Raw genomic sequence first — 21815 nt, 5'->3', positions numbered from 1 at the left:
TCTGTCCCGCCCTTGTCCCGCAGAGTGACCAAGGTGTCGATATTCATGGCCATGGTGGCCGAGGGTTCCACCATCGCGCCGCCCCCTGACCGAGGGCTCGGTTTGTCCATACCGGAGGTCGACACCGTGCTGCGTAATCTGCTGTCGCGACCGTTCCGCCGTCCCACCGTGGCGGCGGCGGTCGCACTGTTCGTCACCGGGCAGCTCGCCCTGACACCCGTGTCCGGTGCCGCGCAGCCGTCAGCTGGGCCACTCCGCACAGCGGTTCCGGCAACCGCCGGGGTGCCGTCGTCGCCGGAGCAGCCGTTGGCCTCCCCGGTGAAGCTCCCCGGCCTGACCACCCCGGTCGGGGCCACCGCGCTGCCGTCGAACCCGGTCGACTACGCGTACGACGGTGCGGGCCAGTTGCGCGGCATCACCCAGACCGCCACGGGTGGTGGGACCGCGAAGTACGACTACGACCAGGCCGGCAACCTGCTCTCGGTGACCCGGTCAGCTTCGACCGCGCTCAACATCGCCAGCCTCGTGCCCAGCCAGGCACCCCCAGGCACCAGCGTCACCATCAGCGGCACCGGGTTCGCCACCACCACGAGCGGCAACACGGTGACGTTCAACGGGACCACCGCGACGGTCACCCAGGCGTCGGCGGTCCGCCTGGTGGTGACCGTACCGGGCGGGGCCACCACCGGCACGGTCACCGTCACCACCTCGGCGGGATCGGTGACCAGCGGTCAGCCCTTCACCGTGGCCACGGCCGCGAGCGCCCCGACGGTCACCGGGTTCAGCCCGGCAAGCGCCGTGGCCGGCGGCACGGTGACGATCACCGGCACCGGGTTCGACACCAACACCGCCGCCGACATCGTCACCTTCGGCCGGACCCGGGGCCGGGTGACTGCGGCCACCGGCACGAGCCTCACCGTCACCGTGCCGGAGGCGGCGGGCTCCGGACGGATCACCGTGGTGACGCCGGGTGGTTCGGCCACCAGCGGCACCGACTTCGTCGCCGTGCCCAAGCCGTACGTGGCGGCCGACATCGGCGCCAGCCAGGTGCTGACCGTCGACGGCACCCCGAGCACGGCGACCATCTCCACCGCCGGCAAGGTCGCCCTGCTCCGCTTCACCGGGACCAAGGGACAGCGGCTCAGCCTGGGCCTGACCGGTGCCTCCTTTGGCGGCGCCGACCTGGCCATCTACGGCTACTCCCCGTACGGCGAACCGTTCGGCCGCGACCAGTACAACGGCCCGTTCTATGTGTCCAAGCTGTACGGCGGGTACGCACTTCCGGCCCTGCCGATGACCGGTGTCTACCAGCTCGTCGTGGACCCGGCGGGCACCGCCACCGGCTCGGTCACCGCCACTCTGTCCAGTCGGGTGACCGGGGCGCTGAGCCTGACCGGCGCCGGCACCGTCGTCAACCTCACCCGCGCGGGCCAGCAGGCCGAGCTGACCGTCAACGTCACCGCCGGCCAACACCTCAACCTCGGTTTCACCGGCTCCACCTTTACGGCCAGCACGTTCACCGTGCACGTGAAGGAACCACACGGCAACTCCATGCTCTGGGGCCTGGCCGAGCGGACCATCGTCCATAACGACGGGTCCGACCTCGACTTCGACATCAGCCAGACCGGCTCGTACACCCTGCTCATCAGCCCCGACAACCAGGGCACTGACACGGTCACCGTCACCGCCTCCACGGCGTTGGAGGCCGGGACGGTCGCGGTCGGATCGCCGCGTAGTGCCACCCTCAGCCGGCCCGGCCAGGACGCCCGGATGACCTTTGCTGGCAGTGTCGGACAGCAGCTCACCCTCGACTTCCCGAGCTACTCGTTTGGCTTCACCCCCTGGGTGACGGTGCTCCGGCCGGACGGCAGCACCCTGACCACCACCTCGGCGACCCTGCTCCGGGTCGACCTGCCGGCTCTCCCGGTGGCCGGTACCTATGTCATCATCGTCAGCCCGTTCTCCAGCACCGGATCGCTCACCGCTCGGCTCCTGCAACGGCAGACCGCCGGCAGCATCACCACCACCGGATCCGGGCTCACGGTCTCGTTCACCCAGGCGGGTCAGGCCGCCGACGTCACGTTCACCGCCACGGCCGGGGCACGGCTGGCCCTCGCCTTCGACAGCTGGACCCTGCCGGGCGCCGCAGTTGTCGGCGCGCAGGTCCTCGACCCGTCCGGCAACCTGGTCGCCAGCTACCGGATCGGTGCGCTCGGCACCTTCTGGTTCACCGCTGCCTCCGCAGGGACCTACCGGCTCGTCCTCGCTCCGGAAGGCAGCAGCACCGGCTCGGTGCGGGTCACCCTCTCGGCTGAGACCGTCGGGGGAGCGCTGACCATCGGCACTGCCAAAACCGTCAGCTCCCCCCGGGTCGGTCAGACCACCCGGCTTACCTTCACCGGAGCAGTCGGCCAGCGGCTGAGCCTCAAGTTCGGGTCGTACACCTACCAGTACTACGTCGCGGTGCAGATCCTGAAGCCGGACGGCAGCGTGCTCCGGGACGGCGTGCTCAACGACCTCCAGGTGGACCTCGACCCGCTGCCGGCTGCCGGCACCTACCAGGTCGTGGTCTATCCGTTCGCAGACACCGGGTCGACGCAGCTCACCCTTGCCGAGCGACTGGACGCGGGTGCGGTGACGGTGAACGGCGTGACCCGCACCATGACTGTCGCCACTGCCGGCCGGTACGCCGAGAGCAGCTTCACCGCCACTGCCGGGCAGCGGCTGTCGCTCGGCTTCACCTCCTGGGGTTACGGCACCGCCACCGTCCAGGTGCGGATCATCAACGCCCAGGGCGTGGCGGTCACCGATGTACTGATCAACGACGGTGGCAGCATCGAGGCGACCGCAGGGACGGCCGGCACCTATCGGGTGTTGGTCGGCGCCAGCGACCTGCGTACCGGGTCGGTTGTGCTGACCCTTTCCGAGCAGATCAACGGCGGCACGATCAGCCTGAATTCGGCCAAGACGGTGACCGCGAACCGGGCCGGGCAGAGCACCCGGTTCAGCTACGCGGGGACAGCCGGTCAGACCCTGGCGGTGCAGTACGGCACGGTGACCATGCCGTACTACCCGTACGTCATCGTCCGGAACCCGAACGGCACGATCCTGACGACGCTGGCCGGTGCGGCGACCATCAACATCCCGGGCCTGCCGAGTACCGGCACCTACGAGTTCACCATCAGCCCGTACTCGTTCACCGGCACTGCGGCGACCACCCTGACCACCCGGGCCCCGGCGCTCGCCGCCGGCCCGGCGACCGACGGGCTCGACCGGTTCGTTCCCGGGCTGGCGCAATCCGCCCGGACCGGCAAGGCCCTCGCCCACGACAGGGCGCGACCGGACGCCGGGCTACGTGAGCAGGTGCCACCCACCTCGGCGCGTACCGCCCCGGCCCGACACGAGCCGCCCAGCGTCTCGGCGACCGCTGCCGCCGGGCAGAACGCAGCGAAGCAGGGTGAGTCGTGGACGCCGGACCGGCGCAACCTCGGCGGCGTTGACTGGAACGCCCACCTGCCGGCGGTGACCGAGCCGGCCCCGCCGGCCCGACGGGCGCCAGCCGGCACCACCGCACTCAGCGGCCGGGTGCTCACCCTGGACGGCAAGCCGCTGCCGCAGGTCACGGTGAGCGTCGAAGGGGCCCGTGCGACTACTGACCGGAACGGACAGTTCCTGCTCGCTGGGCTCAACGCCGGCCACCGGGTGCTGCGGGTCGACGGGGCGAGCGCGAGCTCCGGCGATCGGCGGTTCGGTCTGCACGACATCGGGGTGGACCTGACCGTCGGCCAGACCAACATCCTGCCGTACACCATCTGGCTGACCAGGCTGGACACCGCGAACACCGTTTCCTTCGCCTCGCCGACCCCGCGCGAGGTGTCGATCACGACGCCGGCGATTCCCGGCCTGGAGGTCCGGATTCCCGCCGGGGCGGTGGTCCGGGACGTCAACGGTCGGGTCGTCACCGAGTTGGGCATCACCGCCATCCCGGTCGACCGGGCGCCGTTCCCGCTGCCCCGGTCGCAGGTGCCGTCGTACTTCACCGTCCAGCCAGGCAGCTCGTACATCTTCCCGGCCGGTGCCCGGGTGATCTACCCGAACTTCACCAAGGCGCCGCCGGGCGCCAAAATGGACTTCTGGCACTACGAGCCAGCCGGCCGCGGGTGGTTTGTCTACGGTCACGGCACCGTCACGCCGGACGGCCGGCGGGTCGAGCCGGACAAGGGCACCGAGGTCTACCAGTTCACCGGGGCGATGCTGATCACCCCGGGCCAGGACCCGCCGCCGGCCACCGCCCCGGTGCCCGGTGGTGGCGCCCGGGGCGCGGACCCCGTTGACCTGGGCACTGGGCTCTTTCTCGACGAGCACACCGACCTGACCGTCGACGACGTCGTTCCGCTGACCGTCCGCCGGACCTACCAGCAGAGCGATGTCGGGCGGCGCAGTTTCGGCATTGGCGCCAACTCCGACTACGACATCAACCTCTACTCGGAAAACCGGTTCGTCGAGTGCTGGCTGCTGCTGCCGGACGGCGGCCGGGTCCGCTACCACCGGATCACCCCCGGCAGCACCGGATCAAACGACTTCCTGAACGCGGCGTTCGTGGCCGACCCCACCCCGACCGCGTTCAACGGGTCGATCCTGGCCTGGAACGGCGACGGCTGGGATCTCCGGCTACGGGACGGCACCACCTACGTCTTCGGCGACGAGTCCCCGTTGCAGGCCATCCGGGACCGGTACGGCAACACGGTGACCGTGACCCGGGCGCCGGCACCGGCGGACACCGACGGCATCGTCCGGGCCAAAGGCCCGATCACCCAGGTCACCTCGCCCAACGGCAAGTGGATCAAGTTCTCGTACGACACGGCGAACCGGATCACCCGGGCCGAGGACAACATCGGCCGCGCGGTCAGCTACGCCTACAACGCCGGTGGTCACCTGGAGACGGTCACCGACGTCAACGCCGGGGTCACCACCTATACGTACGAGAACGGTCGGCTCAAGACGATCAAGGATCCGCGCAACACCGTCTACCTGACCAACGAGTACGACGCCAACGGCCGCGTCCGGCTCCAGACCATGCCGGGCAGCGCCACCTTCCAGATCGCGTACACCACGGACGCCAACGGTCGGGTGACCGAGACCCGGCTGACCGACCCGCTCGGGCATTTCCGCCGGGTCACCTTCGACAGCAAGGGCTTCACCACCAGTGACACCGCCGCCTACGGCACCGCGAAGGCGCAGACCCTCCAGATCACCCGTGACCCGGTGACCAGCCTGCCAACCGCCTACGTCGATGCGCTCAATCGGCGGACCGAGCTGACCTACGACGCGTACGGCAACGTCAAGATGGTCAGGGAAATGGCCGGCACCAGCCAGGCCCGGACCACCACGATCGACTACAACGGCCCGTTCGACCAGGTCAGCACGGTCACCGACCCGCTCAACCACAGCGTCAGGTACGCGTACCAGAGCAACGGCGCGCTGCGTACGATCACCGACTCGCTGTCCCGGGTGACCACCTTCGACACCGACGAAGCCGGCCGGATCACCAAGGTCACCGACAACGCCGGCAAGTTCAGCTCGTACACCTACCTGCTCGGCGAACCGGTGAGCGTCACCGACCCGCTGGGCCGGGTCTCCCGGCAGGTGCCCGACGGGATCGGCCGGCCGGTCCGGGTAATCGACGCTCAGGGCAACACCAGCCGGATCAGCTACGACGGTGCGAGTCAGGTCGCCTCGGTGACCGATCCGATCGGCCGGACCACCACCTTCGAGTACGACCCGAACGGCAACCTCAAGAAGGCCACCGACCCGCGCACCAACGCGACCGTTTACGGCTACGACACCTCAGACCGGGTGACCACGGTGACCGACCAGCTCAACCGGGTCAGCACCTACACCTACGACGGCAACGGCAACGTCAAGACCGTCACCAGTGCGCGCAACAAGGTCACCAGCTACGACTACGACGAGCTGGACCGGCCCACGACGGTGAAATACGGCGTCTCCGGCAGCACTGCGGAGAGCCAGACCAGCTACACCTACGACGCCGGTAACCGGATCACCTCGGTGGTCGATTCGGCCGGCGGAACCACCACGATCACCCCGGACAGCTTTGACCGGGTCGGTCGGGTGGTCACCCCGGAGGGCCAGGTCGACTACACCTACGACGCTGCGGACCGGCGTTCCACCATGACTGTCGCCGGTCAGCCGCAGGTCAGCTACGGCTACAACAACGCCAACCAACTCACCAGCGTGCTCCGGGGCACCGAGACGGTGGGCATCGGCTACGACACGGTCGGCCGCCGCGCGACGCTCAGCCTGCCGGCGGGGGTCACCCAGACCTACGGGTACGACGTGGCGAGCCAGCTCACCGCGATCACCTACACCCGGGGCGGTACCACCCTCGGCGATCTCTCCTACACCCACGACGCGGCCGGTCGAGTTATCCACGTGGGCGGCAGCTTCGCCCGGGCCATCCTGCCGGCGGCGTACGGTCCGGCGACGTACGATGCGGCGAACCAACTGGTCAACAACGGGGTGTCCGCGCAGACGTACGACGCGGACGGCAATCTGACCTCGGACGGCACGGCGACCTACACCTGGAACGCCCGGGGCCAGTTGACCTCGTACGCGAAGTCCGGGCTGTCCGTGACGTACGGCTACGACGGGCTGGGCCGTCGGTCGAGCCGGGACACCGGCGGGGTCAACACCCGGTTCCTCTACGACGGTCTGAACGTTGCGCAGGAGCTGACCGGGTCGACGCCGACGGCGAACCTGCTCACCGGCGGGGTGGACGAGGTGTTCACCAGGAGCGTCGATGCGGGCTCCCGGTCACTGCTGACCGACGGGCTGGGTAGCACTGTCGGAGTGGCAGACTCGTCCACGATCGGGGCGGAGTACACCTACGAGCCGTTCGGTCGGACCACGGTCTCGGGTGACGATCTCGGCAACCCGGTGCGGTTCACCGGGCGGGAGGACGACCCGAGTGGGCTTTACTACTATCGGGCGCGGTTCTACTCGCCGTCGTCGGGTCGGTTCGTTAGTCAGGACCCCTTGGGTCTCGGTTCGGGTGACACCAATCTGTACGCGTACGTGTTCAACCAGCCGACCGGCCTGGTGGATCCGATGGGTACGAAGCCGCAGGGGTCGGGGGACTGCGGGTCGCCGAACAGTTTCACCGCCGGTACCCGGGTGTTGTTGGCCGATGGCTCGACCAAGCCGATTGAGCAGGTCAAGCTCGGTGACCGGGTGGCGGCTGCGGATCCGGAGACGGGTGAGCGGGCGGCAAAGCCGGTCACCGCGTTGATCGTCGGGGACGGCGATAAGACCCTGGTCGAAGTTGACGTGGCCGCCGGGGATGGGGACACCGACCGGTTGTCGGCCACCGACGGGCACCCGTTCTGGGTCGACGACGACGGTCGGGCGGCAACGCCGGGCGGTCGGTGGATAGACGCGATCGAGTTGCGTCAGGGCCAGTGGCTCAAGACTTCGGACGGGCGGCTGGTCAAGGTCGCCGGGGTGCACGCCCAGGTGCGGCACGTCCGGGTCTACAACCTCACCGTTGCCGACATCCACACGTACTATGTGGTAGCCGGCAACACACCCGTACTTGTGCACAACACCGGACCGTACTGCGGGAAGCCGTTCGGCGGTAAAAAGTCGGGTGATGCTTCGTTCCATGGAACCGATTACTCACTCGATGAAATGGTGCAGTTCGTGCATGGGCATACGGGAGCAGGTAATCCAGCAATGGGTCGACCGGGTGAGTTCGAGATTGAAGAAACCTTGAGAAACGCGGGACCTGTCAGGTTGAAGAATCAGGACGGCTCTTTGCAGAATTCTGCCAAGTTCGACCACAATGGCGTTCGGGTGATCATTAACTATGATCAGCCGTGGAAGAGCACCGCCTACTACAGGGGTGGCTGAGGTGATATCCGTGACTACCTTCAACGAGTGGCTGTCGCACCGCGTCAGTGACGCAGATGCATTCTTGTTCAACGCAGTCGTTGTTCCAGTCTCACCCCGGGTCAGTCTCGGTGTGATGGATCTGCTTAGGGCGTGGTGGGAGCACCTGTCAAAGTTTGCGGCGGACCTTTCGGCGCCTCCTGGCGACCGCTCGACCTGGGGGGCGCACGACTACATCGCAGCGCTTATTCTTCGGGACCGGCTTGCGGCGGCTATTTCACGTGTCGATCCGATACGGAAAGACCAAATCAATTCGGTCGTCGCAGAAGTTGACCAGCTCTTCATTGACTTTACGGAACGCGATGATGATGGTTGCGTTGAGCGAGCTGACGGACGGCAAGATCCTAGTCGCGGTTGGTGGTGGAGAAGGGTGCCGGCACGCGGACCCGTCCGAGCAGAATTCGGAGTCCAATACGGGCATGGGATGAATGGCGGCATCGCGTAACTGTACGAGGTTGTTACGTTGGCGGGGGTGGTGCCACTGCAGTTCGAACTGGACGTCAAAGAAATGTTTGAGCATGTACGCGGCTACCTGATGGATGGTCACAGTCGGTGACCGAACTGTGTCGGCAGCTTTCCTGGCGCGCTTACGTTGCCGTCAGGATTGCCGTCACGCGAGCGCTTCGCTCGATTTGAGTCGATGCCTTGCGGCGAGTGGGGTCACGGCGATGTGCCGACGGTTGGCGGGGTGTCAGTCTTGGATCCCTGTGGCAGCTACGCGATCGTCCATTCGAGCGAAGCCCATTCGGCACACTGGACGTGGTTGAGCGGTCGGCGATGACGGCGTACGCGCGGCCCGGCTTCGGCCGGGCCGTCTTGATCCTGTAGAGCAATTTTGGGCGAGTCGGATCTTGGGATCTTGGGCTGGCGCCTCGCGAATGATCGTGGTGTCAATCGGGCTTGCGGGTGGCGTACGTTGTGCGTACACTTTGGGTGTGAATGCCAAGGCGGAGCGGCTGCACCTACGGCTGGATGAGCAGCAGAAGGCGTTGCTGGAGGCGGCCAGCGAAGCAGCCGGGGACAGCGTGTCGACGTTCGTGTTGAAGGCGGCCACCGAGGCGGCGGCGGATGTACTTGCCGACCGGCGGGTGTTCCTGCTGGACGAGGATGCCTGGCGGGTCTTCGACGAGGCGTTGCAGGGCCCGGCGCAGGATGTCGCCGGGTTGCGGGAGTTGTTGACCGGTCCGACGGTGCTTGATCCGCCGGCGGGCGGTGCAGGGCGGTGAGTTCTCGTTTCTCGCCGGTCGAGCCGTTGTCAGCCGGGCATGCGCTGGCCGGGTTTGACTGTGGGTCGCGGGCGCAGTCGGTGTGGCTGGTCGAGCATGCCTTGCAGGCCCACCGGGCGGGGCTGTCCCGGGTGTACGTGGTGCGGGACGTCGACCACCCTGGTCAGCGGGTGGCCGGCTACTACGCCCTCGCGGCGGGTAGCGTTGCTCCGGCCGATGCCTCCCCGCGGCTGAGGCAGGGTGCCGGCCGCTACTACCAACCGGTGGTGATCCTGACTCGGCTTGGCGTTGACCGATCCGCCCAGGGCGTCGGGTTGGGGCGGGGCTTGGTGGTCGACGCCCTGCGGCGGATCGCAACAGCCGGGGAGGTCATCGGCGTACGGGCGGTGCTCATCCATTGCGAGAGCGAAGCCGCCCGCGACTTCTACCTGCGGTTGGCCAAGTTTGAGGCCAGCCCCACCGATCCGATGCACCTGCTGCTGTTGATGAAAGATCTGCGCCGCGCGCTCAACGGTTGACAATCCGACGCCGAACGCACGTGGTTGTCTGTCCAGGCTGCCGTCACCGTTGCCGTCAAGAGTGACCCACAACGGGCCGGGACGGCGTTGGTGAGCGAGGAAGGCCAGGTGAGAGGCCATGAAGTCGTAGGCCACTCTCCGGGTAAGCCATGACAATCCCACACGTACTATGTGATCGCCGGCAACACGCCGGTCCTCGTCCATAACTGCGGATCCTCCAACTTCTTTGATGCCGGCGACCAGCTCAATTTGCTTGTACCGAAGGTGAGTCCCAAATCAGGATTCCATGACGTATGGATTCACGGATCGGCGAATGGTGTTGCTCCTTCGTTTAATGCGGCTGAGGGTGGCGCTAGTCTGATTAATCATCGGGTTCTCGCGAGGATGATTAAGAATGACCCGAATTATAATGGAGCGCCTATTAGGCTCTGCTCATGTAATACGGGCTCCTCTTCGGGGGCATTTGCGCAAGACTTGGCGAATAAAATGGGCGTGGATGTGATGGCTCCTACCGGATATCTGTATGTCTGGCGCAATGGTCGCCTGAGTGTCGGTGCCGATGGGGCTCCGTTGGGGCCGCCCTATACTGGCGGAGGATGGCAGACCTTCCAACCCGGAGGTGGTAGGTGACCGGTAGTGCCCAGCTAAAGCAGGTTGGCTTCTACAAGTCTGCGGAAGACGTCTCGGCCGCTGCAGGGTCGACGCAATATTCGTGGGAACCCATGGCGGTGCGTTACCTCGAGCAGGGAATGACCGTATTGGTCTCACCTGGCTGGGTGCATGATCTGCTCGGTCGTCAGGCCAAAATAATCTGTCAGTACTCCACCCTGACGGACGGTAAATGGATTTGGCCGAGTGATTTAGTGTATTATCTGAGGACCTATCATGTCGTTCTTCCTGACGAATTCCTGGCTCATATGGCTTCGCATGGCTGGGTTGTTCCGGAACTTGGCGAAGCGGAGCTAGATGCAATCTGCGAGCAGTTAGAAATGGAGTGCGGCCTCTCGTGAAAGGTGGTGAGCGTATGTGGCGGAGCGCGGCGTGCCGTCCTGTCGCGGCTCCGTCGAAGCGCTGTGGGTCATGGGCGTACATCCGAGTTGCTGTCACGGTTGATGTCAGCTGATCATTGGCGGAGGAACGTCGATATCTGCCACCTCGTGATGCTGGGGATATGGGATCATCCGTTGATGCCGGCGTGCGCGCGGGGAGCGATCGGATAGAAAGAAGGAGTGCGACTCTTGGCGGGTCGGGTGGTCCGCTCAGATCTGGCCTGGAGAATTGTTTGATGAAGACCAGTGTCGAGCTGATTGCTGAGACTGGGCAGGGTGAGCGAGACTGCGGATCTTCTTCTGATGCTTAAGGGTCGCGATGACGCCGATTCTGAAGCTGTGCTTCAGATGGCTCCGCGTTGGCTGGTCGATGCATTCGCGCCTGAGCGGACGGTCGAGGAGGATGAGGCGTGGCTTGTGCAATGGCAAGCCGCGCCTGACCGCTGGCCTTCGAGCGGGAATCTGGCTGGACTGCTTCCAGCTGGTTTCACTGGTTCTCTTCGGGCAACGAGTTTTGGAGCATCAGTGACGCCCGTATCAATGAGAGCGGGCATTGTCTCATGGTTTTACCTTGAGCATGACGATGATCCGATTCCGTTCGAAGCGCTGAGATGGTTGGCTCTACTGGCTGAGCTGCAGGTCGGCAACGAAGTCCGGCTTGATTGACGCGATTGTGTTCGTGAAGCGGTCAGCCGGCTTCTGTGGCAGGCAACAAGCGCGCAGGTGTGGGAGTCGATCCGGAGCGAGGCGCTGTCCCACCAGCAGTCCATCGAGTTGATCAGGGAAGGGGTGCGGCGATGGAGTTGACCGGCGCGGTCTGGCGTAAGAGCAGCCGCAGCAACACCCAGGGCGGCAACTGTGTCGAGGTGGCCGGGAACCTGCCGGGTGTGATCGGGGTAGGGGACAGCAAGGACCCGGCCGGCCCGGTACTCACCTTCGACCCCGCCGCCTGGCGGGCCTTCCTCACCGCCCCACCCGCCAAGTAGCGACACGATGGGGAACGGGCCGTCACCAGTTCGAGATGAGTTCCTCGCCGAAGAGGCGCTCACTCTTGGTGGGTTCCGGTAGCCACACCGAGGTGATCGTCTTGCCGCTCGCGTCCAACGTCCGCACGGCCACGTGCATGTTCAGCGGGGCAACGGTCAGTCCGGCCCCGTTGGCCAACGGGCCGGACTGGACCACTTTGCGGTCTTGGTCGTCGGCCTCTACAAGTACCGCCTCCGGGGGGCCGACGATGAGCAGGCGCTCGCTGAGAACGGCGTGCCCACCCTCGCGCTCGGGTATGCGTACCGCTGCGAAGCCGGTCGGGTCCAACAGGCCCGTCGAGACCAGCGACCAGTCTGTTCGGCTGGCCGCCTCCGTCTCGGTGTCGTCCGGGGTGGCGTGTTCCGGGTTGGCCAGCGCCACCAGGGCTTTCGGGTTAGCGCCGACCTGGAGCACCACCGGACCGGGGCCGTCGGCCGGACCGATCAGCACCGCAGGCGTCGACCGTTGCCTGTCCGGGACCGGGCCACCCCAGAGCACGACCGGATCGCCCGCGACCAGCCCGGCCGCATCGACCAGAGTCCGGTACGAGGCCAGCGCGGCGCGGGCCGTCGCCTCATCCACCTCGCCGGGTACCCGGCTCGACGGTCGTGGACTGCCGGCCTCCGGCCGGCCGGTGATTTCGTCCACGCCATCGCCCACCGGCCCCTGGTGGCGCACCATTCCGTCGCAGATGACCTGCCACAGCTCCCCGGCGGAACGATTCTCGCGCAGCAGATAGTCCCCGGTCGGACTGGGTTGCCAGGTCCGCGTGACGGTGCCATCGGTGGTGATGGTCGCGGCGTGGGACGTCCGTACCGTGCAGCCCGCCGGTGCCAGGCCGAGCAGCCAGTCCGCCGACCAGCCATCACCGCTGCCGAGGGACGCGCCGGTCACCGTGAAGGGGGCCAGCCGCGCGTTGGCCAACCCGCTCGCCGACACCAGCGTGTCGGCCGGGGCGCCGCGACGTGCCGTTCTGCTGACCAGGGCGGCGGCCGAGTCCGAGTAGTACGCGACCACTACGGAACGCGAGGAGGTGAACTCGTGGACGAAGAGCACCTTGACCTTCGGCAGTGACGAGGCCATCCGGGTCTCACCACGTTCCTCGTCGAAGGCGCGGGTCAGGGCGGCGACAAGAGCCGGATCGTCGGCCAGGTTGCCGCGGGTCGGTGACCCGATCAGACGCCACGTCCATTCCGAGTCGACCGGGTAGCCCTCACCTGCGGACCGCCCGCCGGGCCAACCGTCGAGTCCGGCTGGGCCGTAGCCCAGCACCGCCGGGCTCACCAACACCACGGCCAGCAGGATGACCATCCGTCGGACGTACGCCTTCGGGTCGTCCACGCTCCGCCACCGGCGTAACGCCTTCAGCAGGGCGTTCTGCACCAGGTCCTGCGCGGTGTCGCGGGCGCCGGTCAGCAGGTACGCGGTACGCAGCAGGTCCGCGTAGTGGATCTCCACGAATTCGCGGAACCCGCCATCACTCACGTGCTGCCCCCTTTGTAGTGCCTGTCACCGAACATGACGCGGCTGGCCGCCGTCAGGTTGAGAGCGGAGCACGAGACAACGCTGTTGAATATTCTGTTCACATCACTGCGTTGTCAGGGTTATGTTTAAAGGGTGACTGCTGATGACCCCTTCACCCCACCCAACGCCGGCCAGCTCCGCGCCCACCGGCAGTACGCCGCCCTGGCCCGGATCACCGAGCGGCACGCCGACACCGACGAGCGGCGTCGCCGCTGGTCCCACCCGACGGTGCTCGACCCGTACGAGGCGGTCTGCCTGGTGACCGCACTGCTCAGCGGAGGCGCCCAGCCCGAGCCGGGTGAGAAATCGGTCGACCCGGCCGACCTGACCGCCGCGCTCACCCTCATCCCGCACGTCCGGGCCGAGATCGACGCGCTGGAGGCCGGGCTGCTCCAGTTGGCCCGCAGCCGGGGCCTGACCTGGCAGGCGATCGCCTTCGGGCTGGGCCTCGGCAGCGTCCAGGCCGCCCGGCAGCGCTACGAGCGGCTCTCCGGGCGGGTCGCCGCCGGCAACACCGACGACGACTGACGTACACCGAAGGATGTACCGCTGATCCGGCTGCTCGACCGGGACCGCTGGTCAGCCGTGCAGGGCGAGATCCTCGGCCTCCACCGGCAGGGCCAGTTCGTCGGCCTGCACCGGGGTGCGCCCGGTGTACCGGTTCAACACCCAGCCCATCAGCGTGAACCCGCCAGCGGCACCCGCCGCGACCAGCGCCAACTGCCAGGCCGACCCGGTCAACGCCGCCCCGCCGAGGTGCCCGACCAGGGCGCCGTACGTGGCCCAGCCCAGCGCGGCGGTCGCCTCGTAGAGCAGGAAGAGCCGGTACGGGTACTGACTGCGCCCGGCCGAGAAGCAGGCCGCCATCCGGCCACCGGGTACGAACCGGCACAGCAGGATCACCAGCGGCCCGGGGCGGCGCAGGCCCCGGGTGACCCGTCCGGCGGCCCGGCGTACCCGCCCCGGCGTACCCGCCCGGTCGTCCCGCCCGGACCGCCGGGGCGCCGACCGCCCGAGCAGGTAGCAGGCGAGGTCGCCGATGAACACCCCGAGCGCGCCGACCGCGATGGTCACCGGCAGGCTCAGCCCGCCGTACACGGTCAGCGCCCCGCCAGTGATCATGATGGCCTGGGTCGGTACGATCGGGACGAACGCGTCCAGCACCAGCAGCCCGAGCAGCGCCACGTACGCCCACACGGGCGACGCGACTTCCAGGAGGAGTTCGGGCACGGGCCACCTCGACGGTTCGGGCCGGTTGGGACCACGGTTCGGGCCGGTTGCGGATCGTCGTTGAGCGTGCCGCGCCGGCCATCACCGATGGTGACAGCCCTGGCCACAGGTGACCCGTACCACGGGCGGCGACAGCCGTCGGATATTGCAAATTTCACCGAAACGCTTGTGGCACAAGGGATTTCGCGTTGCGGGCGGCAGAACGCTCCGTGGCGGCGTACCGTTGTCGGCGCGTTGTCCGACCCGTCAGGTCCCCCGTTCCTGACGGCGGGTGCGCTGCGGTCCGCCGGCAGGTCCCGTGCCGGCGGGCCGCCCCAGGCCGCCGGAAATCGTGGTACACACGCCAACCGATCGGCGTAGCGTTCCCGCTATGCACAGTGCGGTCCTCACCACGACGCCGGGAGAACCCGGCGAGCCGTACTGACGCGACCATCCGTCGACGAGGGCCCCGGGCGATCCGCCCGGGGCCCTCGCCGTATCCCGGGTCGGGCCCATCGCACCGGTCGCCCCACTGGCCGTACCCGATCAAGGAGAACACGATGATCGACCACCGTAGGCTCGGCCGTGAGCTGGACCTCTTCGACTCCGACCCGCTGTCCGGCGCCGGCCTGCCGCTCTGGCTGCCGGCCGGGGCCGCCGCCCGGCACGCGGTCGAGTCCTACCTGCGCGAGCTGGAGCGCCGGGCCGGCTACCAGCATGTCTACTCGCCACCGCTGGGCCGCCGGGAACTCTTCGAACTCTCCGGACACCTCGGCCACTTCGCCGACGAGATGTTCCCGGTGATGTCGCTCAGCGCCGACGACGAGTTCGTCCTGCGCCCGTCGCTCTGCCCGCACCACGCACTGGTGTACCGGGCGCGCGGCCGTTCCTACCGGGACCTGCCGCTGCGGATCGCCGAGATCGGCGGGATGTACCGGGCGGAGCGTTCCGGGGTGCTCGGTGGGCTCAGCCGGGTACGCGCCATCTCGCTCAACGACGCGCACACCTTCTGCGCCCTCGACCAGGTCGGTGCGGAGGTCGCCGAGGTGCTACGACTGATCCGGGTGGCCCATGCCGCGCTGGGCGTGCAGCCGTCCGGGTACCGGTTGTCGCTGCGCGGACCGGGGGAGAAGTACATCGGGGACGACGAGATGTGGCACCGGGCCGAGGAACTGCTCCGGGCCGCACTGGACGGGATCGACTACCACGAGGCACCCGGTGAGGCCGCCTTCTACGGCCCGAAGATCGACATTCAGATCCGGGACGCCGCCGGCCGGGAGTCCACCCTCTCCACCATCCAGCTCGACTTCGACAAACCGGAGCGGTTCGACCTGTCCTACCGGGACCGCTCGGGCGGCCGGAGCCGGCCGGTCATGGTGCACCGCAGCCTGGTCGGCAGCATGGAACGGCTCTTCGCGTACCTGATCGAGGCGCACGGCGGGGCCTTCCCCGCCTGGTACGCCCCGACCCAGGTGGTGGTGCTCCCGGTCGACGCCGCCCAGCAGCCCGTCGCCGACGCTTTCGTCCGGGACTGTGTAGCCGCCGGGCTGCGCGCCGACCTGCACGGCGACGGTACCCTCGGCGTCCGGATCCGGCGGGCCGCCGAACGGAAGGTGCCCTACGTCGCGGTGCTCGGCGCCCGGGAGGCCGCCGCCGGCCAGGTCTCCCTGCGCCGACGAGGCCCGGCCACCCGCCTCGGCGACGCGATACCCGTCGCCGAGGCGGTCCGGCTCATCGCTGACGAGGCGTCCCCCCGCTGGTAAGGAAGGGCCCCTTCTTATCGCTTTCGGTATAGGAAGGGCCCCCTCCTAACACCCCGGCCGGAGGCGCTGCTGCACCGGACGCCTCCGCCTCTTCAGCGGGTACCTCGGTCACCGGCTGGCTGAACTGCGCGTGGTAGAGCCGGTGGTAGGCGCCCCCGGCGGCGAGCAACTCGTCGTGGGTGCCCTGTTCGACGATCCGGCCGTCCTCCATCACCAGGATCAGGTGGGCGTCCCGGATCGTCGACAGCCGGTGGGCGATGACGAAACTGGTCCGGTCCGAGCGGAGGGCGGCCATCGCGTGCTGCAGCAGCACCTCCGTACGGGTGTCCACCGAGCTGGTCGCCTCGTCCAGGATCAGCAGCGATGGATTGGCCAGGAACGCCCGGGCGATGGTGATGAGCTGCTTCTCCCCGGCGCTGACGTTGCCGCCCTCCGAGTCGATCACGGTGTCGTACCCGTCGGGCAGGCTGCGGACGAACCGGTCGACGAAGGTCGCCTTCGCCGCGGCAAGGATCTCCTCCTCGGTGGCGTCCGGCCGGCCGTACGCGATGTTGTCGCGGATCGTCCCGCCGAAGAGCCACGCGTCCTGGAGCACCATGCCGATGGCGCCGCGCAGCTCGTCCCGGCGCATCGCGGTGATGTCCACCCCGTCCAGGGTGATCCGTCCCGCGTCCAGCTCGTAGAACCGCATGATGAGGTTGACCAGGGTGGTCTTGCCGGCACCTGTCGGCCCGACGATGGCCACGGTGTGCCCGGGCTCGGCGACCAGGGACAGGTCCTCGATCAGCGGCTTCTCCGGGGTGTACCGGAAGGAGACCTGCTCGAACTCCACCCGGCCGTGCGGCTGGTCCACCCGGACCGGGCTGGCCGGGTCGGGGGTCTGCTCCTCGGCGTCGAGCAGGTCGAAGACCCGCTCGGCCGAGGCCACCCCGGACTGGAGCAGGTTCGCCATCGACGCGACCTGGGTCAGCGGGTGGGTGAACTGCCGGGAGTACTGGATGAACGCCTGCACGTCACCGAGGCTCATCGCCCCGGACGCGACCCGGAGGCCACCGACCACCGCGACCACCACGTAGCTGAGGTTCCCGATGAACATCATCGACGGCATGATGATCCCGGAGATGAACTGGGCGCCGAAGCTCGCCCGGTACAGCTCCTCGTTCTTCCCGGCGAAGGCGGCCTCCACCTCACGCTGCCGACCGAAGACCTTGACCAGCTCGTGGCCGGTGAATGCCTCCTCGATCTGGGCGTTGAGCTGACCGGTGTGCGTCCACTGGGCGATGAACTGTTTCTGCGAGCGCTTGGCGATCTGCTTGGTCACCACCACCGACAGCGGTACCGCGACCAGGGCGATCACCGCCAGCAGCGGCGACACCACGAACATCATGGTGAGTACGCCGACCACGGTGAGCAGCGAGGTGAGAAGCTGGCTCATCGTCTGCTGGAGGCTCTGCGAGATGTTGTCGATGTCGTTGGTGACCCGGCTGAGCAGCTCACCCCGGGGCTGCCGGTCGAAGTAGGGCAGCGGCAGGCGGTTGATCTTGGCCTCGACGTCGGCCCGCAGCTTCAGGATGGCCTGCTGGACGACATCGTTGAGCAGGTACCCCTGCCACCAGCCGAGCAGGCTGGCCACGAGGTAGATGCCGAGGGCGATCAGCAGGATCCAGGCCAGTCGGGAGAAGTCGATCCCCACCCCCGGTATTACCTGCATCCGCAGCAGCATGTCGGCGAAGTTGTCGTCGCCGGTCGCCCGGGCCTGCGCCACGGCCTGCTCCAGGGTCACCCCCTCCGGCAGCCGCTCACCGAGCACCCCGGCGAAGATCACGTCGGTGGCCCACCCGAGCACCTTCGGCCCGATGACGTTGAGGGCGACGCTGAGCACGGCGAGCGAGATCACCCCGAACAGCGGCACCCGGTAGGGGCGGAGCCGGCCGATCAGCCGGCGGGCCGACGGGCCGAAGTTCATCGAGCGCTCGGCCGGCATGGCCGCGCTCATCCAGGGCGGGCCACCCCGGCCGCCGGCCCCGGCCGCGGGCAGCCGCTCCGGCGTCGTACCCCCGGGCTTCCCGCCGGGCTGCGCGGTCGCCGCCGGGCGTGCGCCCCCGGCCGGCGTGGTCGTCACCTGCGGCCCGGTCATGCCGTCACCGCCGAGGCGAGCTGGGAGGCGACGATCTCGGCGTACGTCGGACAGGTGGCGAGTAGTTCGTCATGTCGGCCCCGACCGACCACGGTTCCGTCCTCCAACACGATGATCTGGTCCGCGTCGATGATGGTGGAGACCCGCTGGGCGACGATCACCACGGCGGCGTCGGCGGTGACCTCCCGCAGGGCGGCCCGCAGCCGGGCGTCCGTGCCCAGGTCGAGCGCGCTGAACGAGTCGTCGAAGAGGTAGATCTCCGGTCGCCGGACCAGGGCCCGGGCGATGGCCAGCCGTTGCCGCTGACCGCCGGAGATGTTGGTGCCGCCCTGCGCGATGGGGGCGTCCAGCCCGCCCGGCATGGCCTCGACGAAGTCCCGGGCCTGGGCGGTCTCCAGCGCCGCCCACAGCTCGTCGTCACCGGCGTCCGGGTTGCCGTAGCGCAGGTTGCTGGCCACCGTCCCGGAGAAGAGGTACGGCCGCTGCGGTACCAGCCCGATCCGGCCCCAGAGCAGGTCCGGGTCGAGCTCCCGGACGTCGACGCCGTCCACGAGTACCGCACCGGAGGTCACGTCGACCAGCCGGGGGACCAGGTTCAGCAGGGTGGTCTTCCCGGCACCGGTGCTGCCGATGATCGCGGTGGTCCGTCCCGCCTCGGCCCGGAACGAGACGTCCCGCAGCACCGGGGCCGCCGCGCCCGGGTACCGGAACTCGACGTCGCGCAGCTCCAGCTCCCCGTGGCCGGATACCTCGCCGACCGGCTGCGCGGGTGGGGTGACCGAGGTGTGGGTGTCCAGCACCTCGGTGATCCGCTCGGCGCAGACTGCCGCCCGGGGCACCGACATCAGCATGAACGTCGCCATCATCACCGACATCAGGATCTGCATCAGGTAGCTGAGGAACGCGGTCAGCGCACCGACCTCGATCTCGCCGGTTTCGATCCGGGACGCGCCGAACCAGAGCACGGCGACGCTGGAGACGTTGAGCACCAGCATCACGATCGGGAAGACCAGGGCCATCAGTCGACCGGTACGCAGTGCGGTGGCGGTCAGGTCGGCGTTGGCGACGGCGAACCGCTCGGTCTCGTACGGCTCGCGGACGAACGCCCGGACCACCCGGATGCCGGTGATCTGCTCGCGCAGCACCCGGTTGACCGTGTCCACCCGGGTCTGCATGAGCCGGAACTGGGGGACCATCCGGCCGCTGATCAGGCCGAGTGCGACGCCGAGCACCGGCACGCTGACCACCATCAGCCAGGAGAGGCCGGCGTCCTCGCGCAGCGCCATGATGACGCCACCGACCATCATGATCGGCGCCCCGACCAGCAGGGTGCTGCCCAGTACGACGAGCATCTGCACCTGCTGCACGTCGTTGGTGTTGCGGGTGATCAGGGACGGTGCGCCGAAGTGGGCGACCTCGCGGGTGGAGAAGCTCATCACCCGGCTGAACACGGCGGCCCGGACATCCCGTCCGAAGCTCATTGCGACCCGCGAGCCGAGGCGTACCGCCACGATCGCGGTGGCGATCTGCACCGCGCTGACCAGCAGCATCCAACCGCCGGTAGTGAGGATGTAGCCGGTGTCGCCCCGGGCGATGCCCCGGTCGATGATGTCGGCGTTGAGGCTCGGCAGGTAGAGCAGGGCGATGGTGCCGACCAGGTGCAGCAGTACGACGAGCAGCAGCGGCCGGCGGTACGGCCGGAGGTGGGTGCGGAGCAGCCGGATCAGCATCGGCCACTCCCCGGGTCGGCGGGCCGGTGTGGTTGGTTCAACGTGGTGCCCTCCCCGCAGGACATGGTCTGGATGAGTTCGAGCAGGAATCTGCGGATCACCGCCGCCTGCGCCGGATCGGCGTCGACCGAGGTGAGGGGTGCGTTCGTACCTATCAGCCGGGCGATGGTCGCCATCCGGTCCACCCCGGCCGGGGTGAGCGCGAGTCGGATCGTACGGCGGTCGGTGTCGCTGCGGCGTCGCTCCACCAGGCCGTCCCGTTCGAGGGTGTCGATGATCCCGGTGGCGGTGGCCGGGCGGACGAAGCAGTGGTCGGCCAGGGCGCGGTGGGTCAACTCGCCGTGCCGGTGCAGGGCGACCAGGGCCGCCATGCCGGCCACGGTGAGCCCGTGCTGCTCGGCGAGGTAGCGGCTCCAGCGCTGGGTGGCGAGGTGACCGGCGATGCTGAGCAGCCGGCCGAGTGGTGCGTCGTCCAGTTCGTCCCAGCTCACCGGAACATGTTAGCTGCCTGAATGTTAGGAGCCAAACAGAATTCCGGCTGCGGCGGCCAGGAAGAGCAGTTGCAGGACGGTACGGATGCCGAGCGGGGTGACCGGCCGGCCGCCCAGGGTCAGCCCGCGCCGGGCGGCTGACACGTTCGCCGGGAACATGGCGAGCATGAGCAGGGCCAGCCCGGCGGCTGCCCAGGGGGCGGTGACCGGCACCAGCAGGCCGACCGCGCCGGCCAGTTCCAGCACTCCCGTCAGGGTGACCAGCAGGTCGGGGCGGGGTAGTCGGGGCGGCACCATGGCGATCAGGTCGCCCCGGCGGCCGGCGGCGAAGTGGGCGGTGCCGGTGAGGACGAACATCCCGGCCAGGCCGACGCGGAGAGCCGGGTGCCAGCCGTCCAGTGCGTCGACGCCGGCCAGCCCGGCCAGCCGGGCGACCAGGAAGCCGGCGATCAGGGCGATCAGGGGGGCCATGGCGTTCTCCGCTTCTCCCAGGCAACTTGTCACTGCCAAGATTGGCACCGCCTGCGAATCCTGTCAATGACAAGATAGGGTGGCGTGGTGAGCGCAACCAAGGCGTACCACCACGGTGACCTGCGGCGGGCCCTGCTGGCGTCGGCGGTCGACGCGATCGCCGAGTCCGGCCCGGCCGCACTCAGCCTGCGCGACCTGGCCCGCCGGGCCGGCGTCTCGCACGCCGCCCCCGCCCACCACTTCGGCGACAAGGCCGGCCTGCTCACCGCCCTCGCCGCCCAGGGATTCGACCTGCTCGCCGAGGAACTGAGACAGTCCGGCACCGACCTGCTGGAGGCCGGCGTCGGTTACGTGCGCTTCGCCGTCCGGCACCGGGCCCACTTCGAGGTGATGTTCGCCCCCGGGCTCTACCGCCGGGACCTTCCCGAGGTCACCGCCGCCCGGGACCGCGCCACCGCCGCCCTCCGGGAGGCCATCGCCCGCAATCCGGACGCCAGCGCCAGCGACCCGCAGGCCACCCGGCTCGCCACCTGGTCGATCGTGCACGGCTTCGCCACCCTGTGGCTCTCCGGCGCGCTCCCCGCCGAGGTCGGCACCGACCCCGAGACCGCCGCCCGCAACGTCATCCCCCTCCTCTTCCGCTGAGATGTAAGGAAGGGCCCCCCATTAACGCTTTCGGTAGAGGAAGGGCCCCTTATTAACA

The 21815-nt window shown here is 68.4% G+C and carries 16 protein-coding genes; 9 read left to right on the top strand and 7 right to left on the bottom strand.

The annotated features are described in order from the left end of the window. Window positions 1–33: 33 nt before the first annotated feature. Window positions 34–7929 (top strand): RHS repeat-associated core domain-containing protein, encoded by a 7896-nt coding sequence (locus V6U90_RS13455; protein WP_334435215.1) that lies wholly within the window; start codon window positions 34–36, stop codon window positions 7927–7929. A 256-nt stretch (window positions 7930–8185) separates the two neighbouring features. Here V6U90_RS13455 and V6U90_RS13450 read toward each other — a convergent pair whose 3' ends face one another. Further along, window positions 8186–8515 carry a hypothetical protein gene (locus V6U90_RS13450; RefSeq protein ID WP_334435212.1) on the bottom strand — a complete coding sequence of 110 codons (330 nt, stop codon included), beginning with the start codon at window positions 8513–8515 and terminating at the stop codon, window positions 8186–8188. A 388-nt stretch (window positions 8516–8903) separates the two neighbouring features. Between V6U90_RS13450 and V6U90_RS13445 the strand changes: the two genes are divergently transcribed. The 5 genes from V6U90_RS13445 (at window position 8904) to V6U90_RS13425 (ending at window position 11747) form a co-directional block, all read left to right on the top strand. Beyond that, entirely contained in the window at window positions 8904–9194 is a 291-nt protein-coding gene (locus V6U90_RS13445; RefSeq protein ID WP_334435208.1) for a type II toxin-antitoxin system TacA family antitoxin, read from the top strand. Next, complete coding sequence (locus V6U90_RS13440; RefSeq protein WP_334435206.1) at window positions 9191–9712, top strand: N-acetyltransferase; 522 nt, start codon at window positions 9191–9193, stop codon at window positions 9710–9712. The genes V6U90_RS13445 and V6U90_RS13440 overlap by 4 nt, the downstream gene beginning before the upstream one ends. A gap of 626 nt (window positions 9713–10338) precedes the next feature. Then, window positions 10339–10722 carry a hypothetical protein gene (locus V6U90_RS13435; protein ID WP_334435204.1) on the top strand — a complete coding sequence of 128 codons (384 nt, stop codon included), beginning with the start codon at window positions 10339–10341 and terminating at the stop codon, window positions 10720–10722. Between the two features lie 315 nt (window positions 10723–11037). After that, a complete protein-coding gene (locus tag V6U90_RS13430; RefSeq protein ID WP_334435201.1) occupies window positions 11038–11427 on the top strand; it encodes a hypothetical protein in 390 nt (129 codons plus the stop codon). Window positions 11428–11558: 131 nt separating this feature from the next. Then, complete coding sequence (locus tag V6U90_RS13425; protein WP_334435198.1) at window positions 11559–11747, top strand: DUF397 domain-containing protein; 189 nt, start codon at window positions 11559–11561, stop codon at window positions 11745–11747. Window positions 11748–11769: 22 nt separating this feature from the next. Here V6U90_RS13425 and V6U90_RS13420 read toward each other — a convergent pair whose 3' ends face one another. Then, window positions 11770–13272 (bottom strand): sigma factor, encoded by a 1503-nt coding sequence (locus V6U90_RS13420; protein WP_334435195.1) that lies wholly within the window; start codon window positions 13270–13272, stop codon window positions 11770–11772. Window positions 13273–13404: 132 nt separating this feature from the next. Here V6U90_RS13420 and V6U90_RS13415 point away from each other — a divergent pair, with 132 nt between their 5' ends. Next, the gene (locus V6U90_RS13415) at window positions 13405–13839 is read left to right on the top strand and encodes a DNA-binding protein (RefSeq protein WP_334435192.1); all 435 of its coding nucleotides are present in this window, start codon (window positions 13405–13407) and stop codon (window positions 13837–13839) included. A 51-nt stretch (window positions 13840–13890) separates the two neighbouring features. Here V6U90_RS13415 and V6U90_RS13410 read toward each other — a convergent pair whose 3' ends face one another. Beyond that, the gene (locus V6U90_RS13410) at window positions 13891–14541 is read right to left on the bottom strand and encodes a DedA family protein (RefSeq protein ID WP_334435189.1); all 651 of its coding nucleotides are present in this window, start codon (window positions 14539–14541) and stop codon (window positions 13891–13893) included. A 539-nt stretch (window positions 14542–15080) separates the two neighbouring features. Here V6U90_RS13410 and thrS point away from each other — a divergent pair. Then, on the top strand, window positions 15081–16283 hold the full coding sequence (thrS, locus tag V6U90_RS13405; RefSeq protein WP_334435186.1) for a threonine--tRNA ligase: 1203 nt from the start codon (window positions 15081–15083) through the stop codon (window positions 16281–16283). On the opposite strand, the gene V6U90_RS13400 is transcribed toward thrS, so the two are convergent. From V6U90_RS13400 to V6U90_RS13385, 4 genes are all read right to left on the bottom strand, one after another. Continuing rightward, window positions 16252–18279, bottom strand: coding sequence for an ABC transporter ATP-binding protein (locus V6U90_RS13400; RefSeq protein ID WP_334435359.1), 2028 nt, complete (start codon window positions 18277–18279; stop codon window positions 16252–16254). The genes thrS and V6U90_RS13400 overlap by 32 nt on opposite strands. Before the next feature lie 137 nt (window positions 18280–18416). Further along, on the bottom strand, window positions 18417–20150 hold the full coding sequence (locus V6U90_RS13395) for an ABC transporter ATP-binding protein (protein WP_334435184.1): 1734 nt from the start codon (window positions 20148–20150) through the stop codon (window positions 18417–18419). After that, complete coding sequence (locus V6U90_RS13390) at window positions 20144–20641, bottom strand: MarR family winged helix-turn-helix transcriptional regulator (protein WP_334435182.1); 498 nt, start codon at window positions 20639–20641, stop codon at window positions 20144–20146. The genes V6U90_RS13395 and V6U90_RS13390 overlap by 7 nt, the downstream gene beginning before the upstream one ends. Before the next feature lie 24 nt (window positions 20642–20665). Continuing rightward, window positions 20666–21112, bottom strand: coding sequence for a DoxX family protein (locus V6U90_RS13385; protein ID WP_334435179.1), 447 nt, complete (start codon window positions 21110–21112; stop codon window positions 20666–20668). Between the two features lie 87 nt (window positions 21113–21199). Here V6U90_RS13385 and V6U90_RS13380 point away from each other — a divergent pair, with 87 nt between their 5' ends. After that, entirely contained in the window at window positions 21200–21757 is a 558-nt protein-coding gene (locus tag V6U90_RS13380; RefSeq protein WP_334435177.1) for a TetR/AcrR family transcriptional regulator, read from the top strand. Window positions 21758–21815: the final 58 nt, after the last annotated feature.

It is taken from the genome of Micromonospora sp. CPCC 206060 (assembly GCF_036906895.1).
Lineage (GTDB): Bacteria > Actinomycetota > Actinomycetes > Mycobacteriales > Micromonosporaceae > Micromonospora.
The sequence above is the reverse complement of the archived record's forward strand: the minus strand, read 5'-3'. Positions and strand labels throughout refer to the sequence as shown.

Bases quoted from the DNA above. Each gene is read 5' to 3' on its own strand.
- V6U90_RS13400 (WP_334435359.1), bottom strand. From the start codon at position 18,279: ATGAGCGCGGCCATGCCGGCCGAGCGCTCGATGAACTTCGGCCCGTCG.
- V6U90_RS13425 (WP_334435198.1), top strand. From the start codon at position 11,559: ATGGAGTTGACCGGCGCGGTCTGGCGTAAGAGCAGCCGCAGCAACACC.
- thrS (WP_334435186.1), top strand. From the start codon at position 15,081: ATGATCGACCACCGTAGGCTCGGCCGTGAGCTGGACCTCTTCGACTCC.
- V6U90_RS13385 (WP_334435179.1), bottom strand. From the start codon at position 21,112: ATGGCCCCCCTGATCGCCCTGATCGCCGGCTTCCTGGTCGCCCGGCTG.
- V6U90_RS13395 (WP_334435184.1), bottom strand. From the start codon at position 20,150: ATGCTGATCCGGCTGCTCCGCACCCACCTCCGGCCGTACCGCCGGCCG.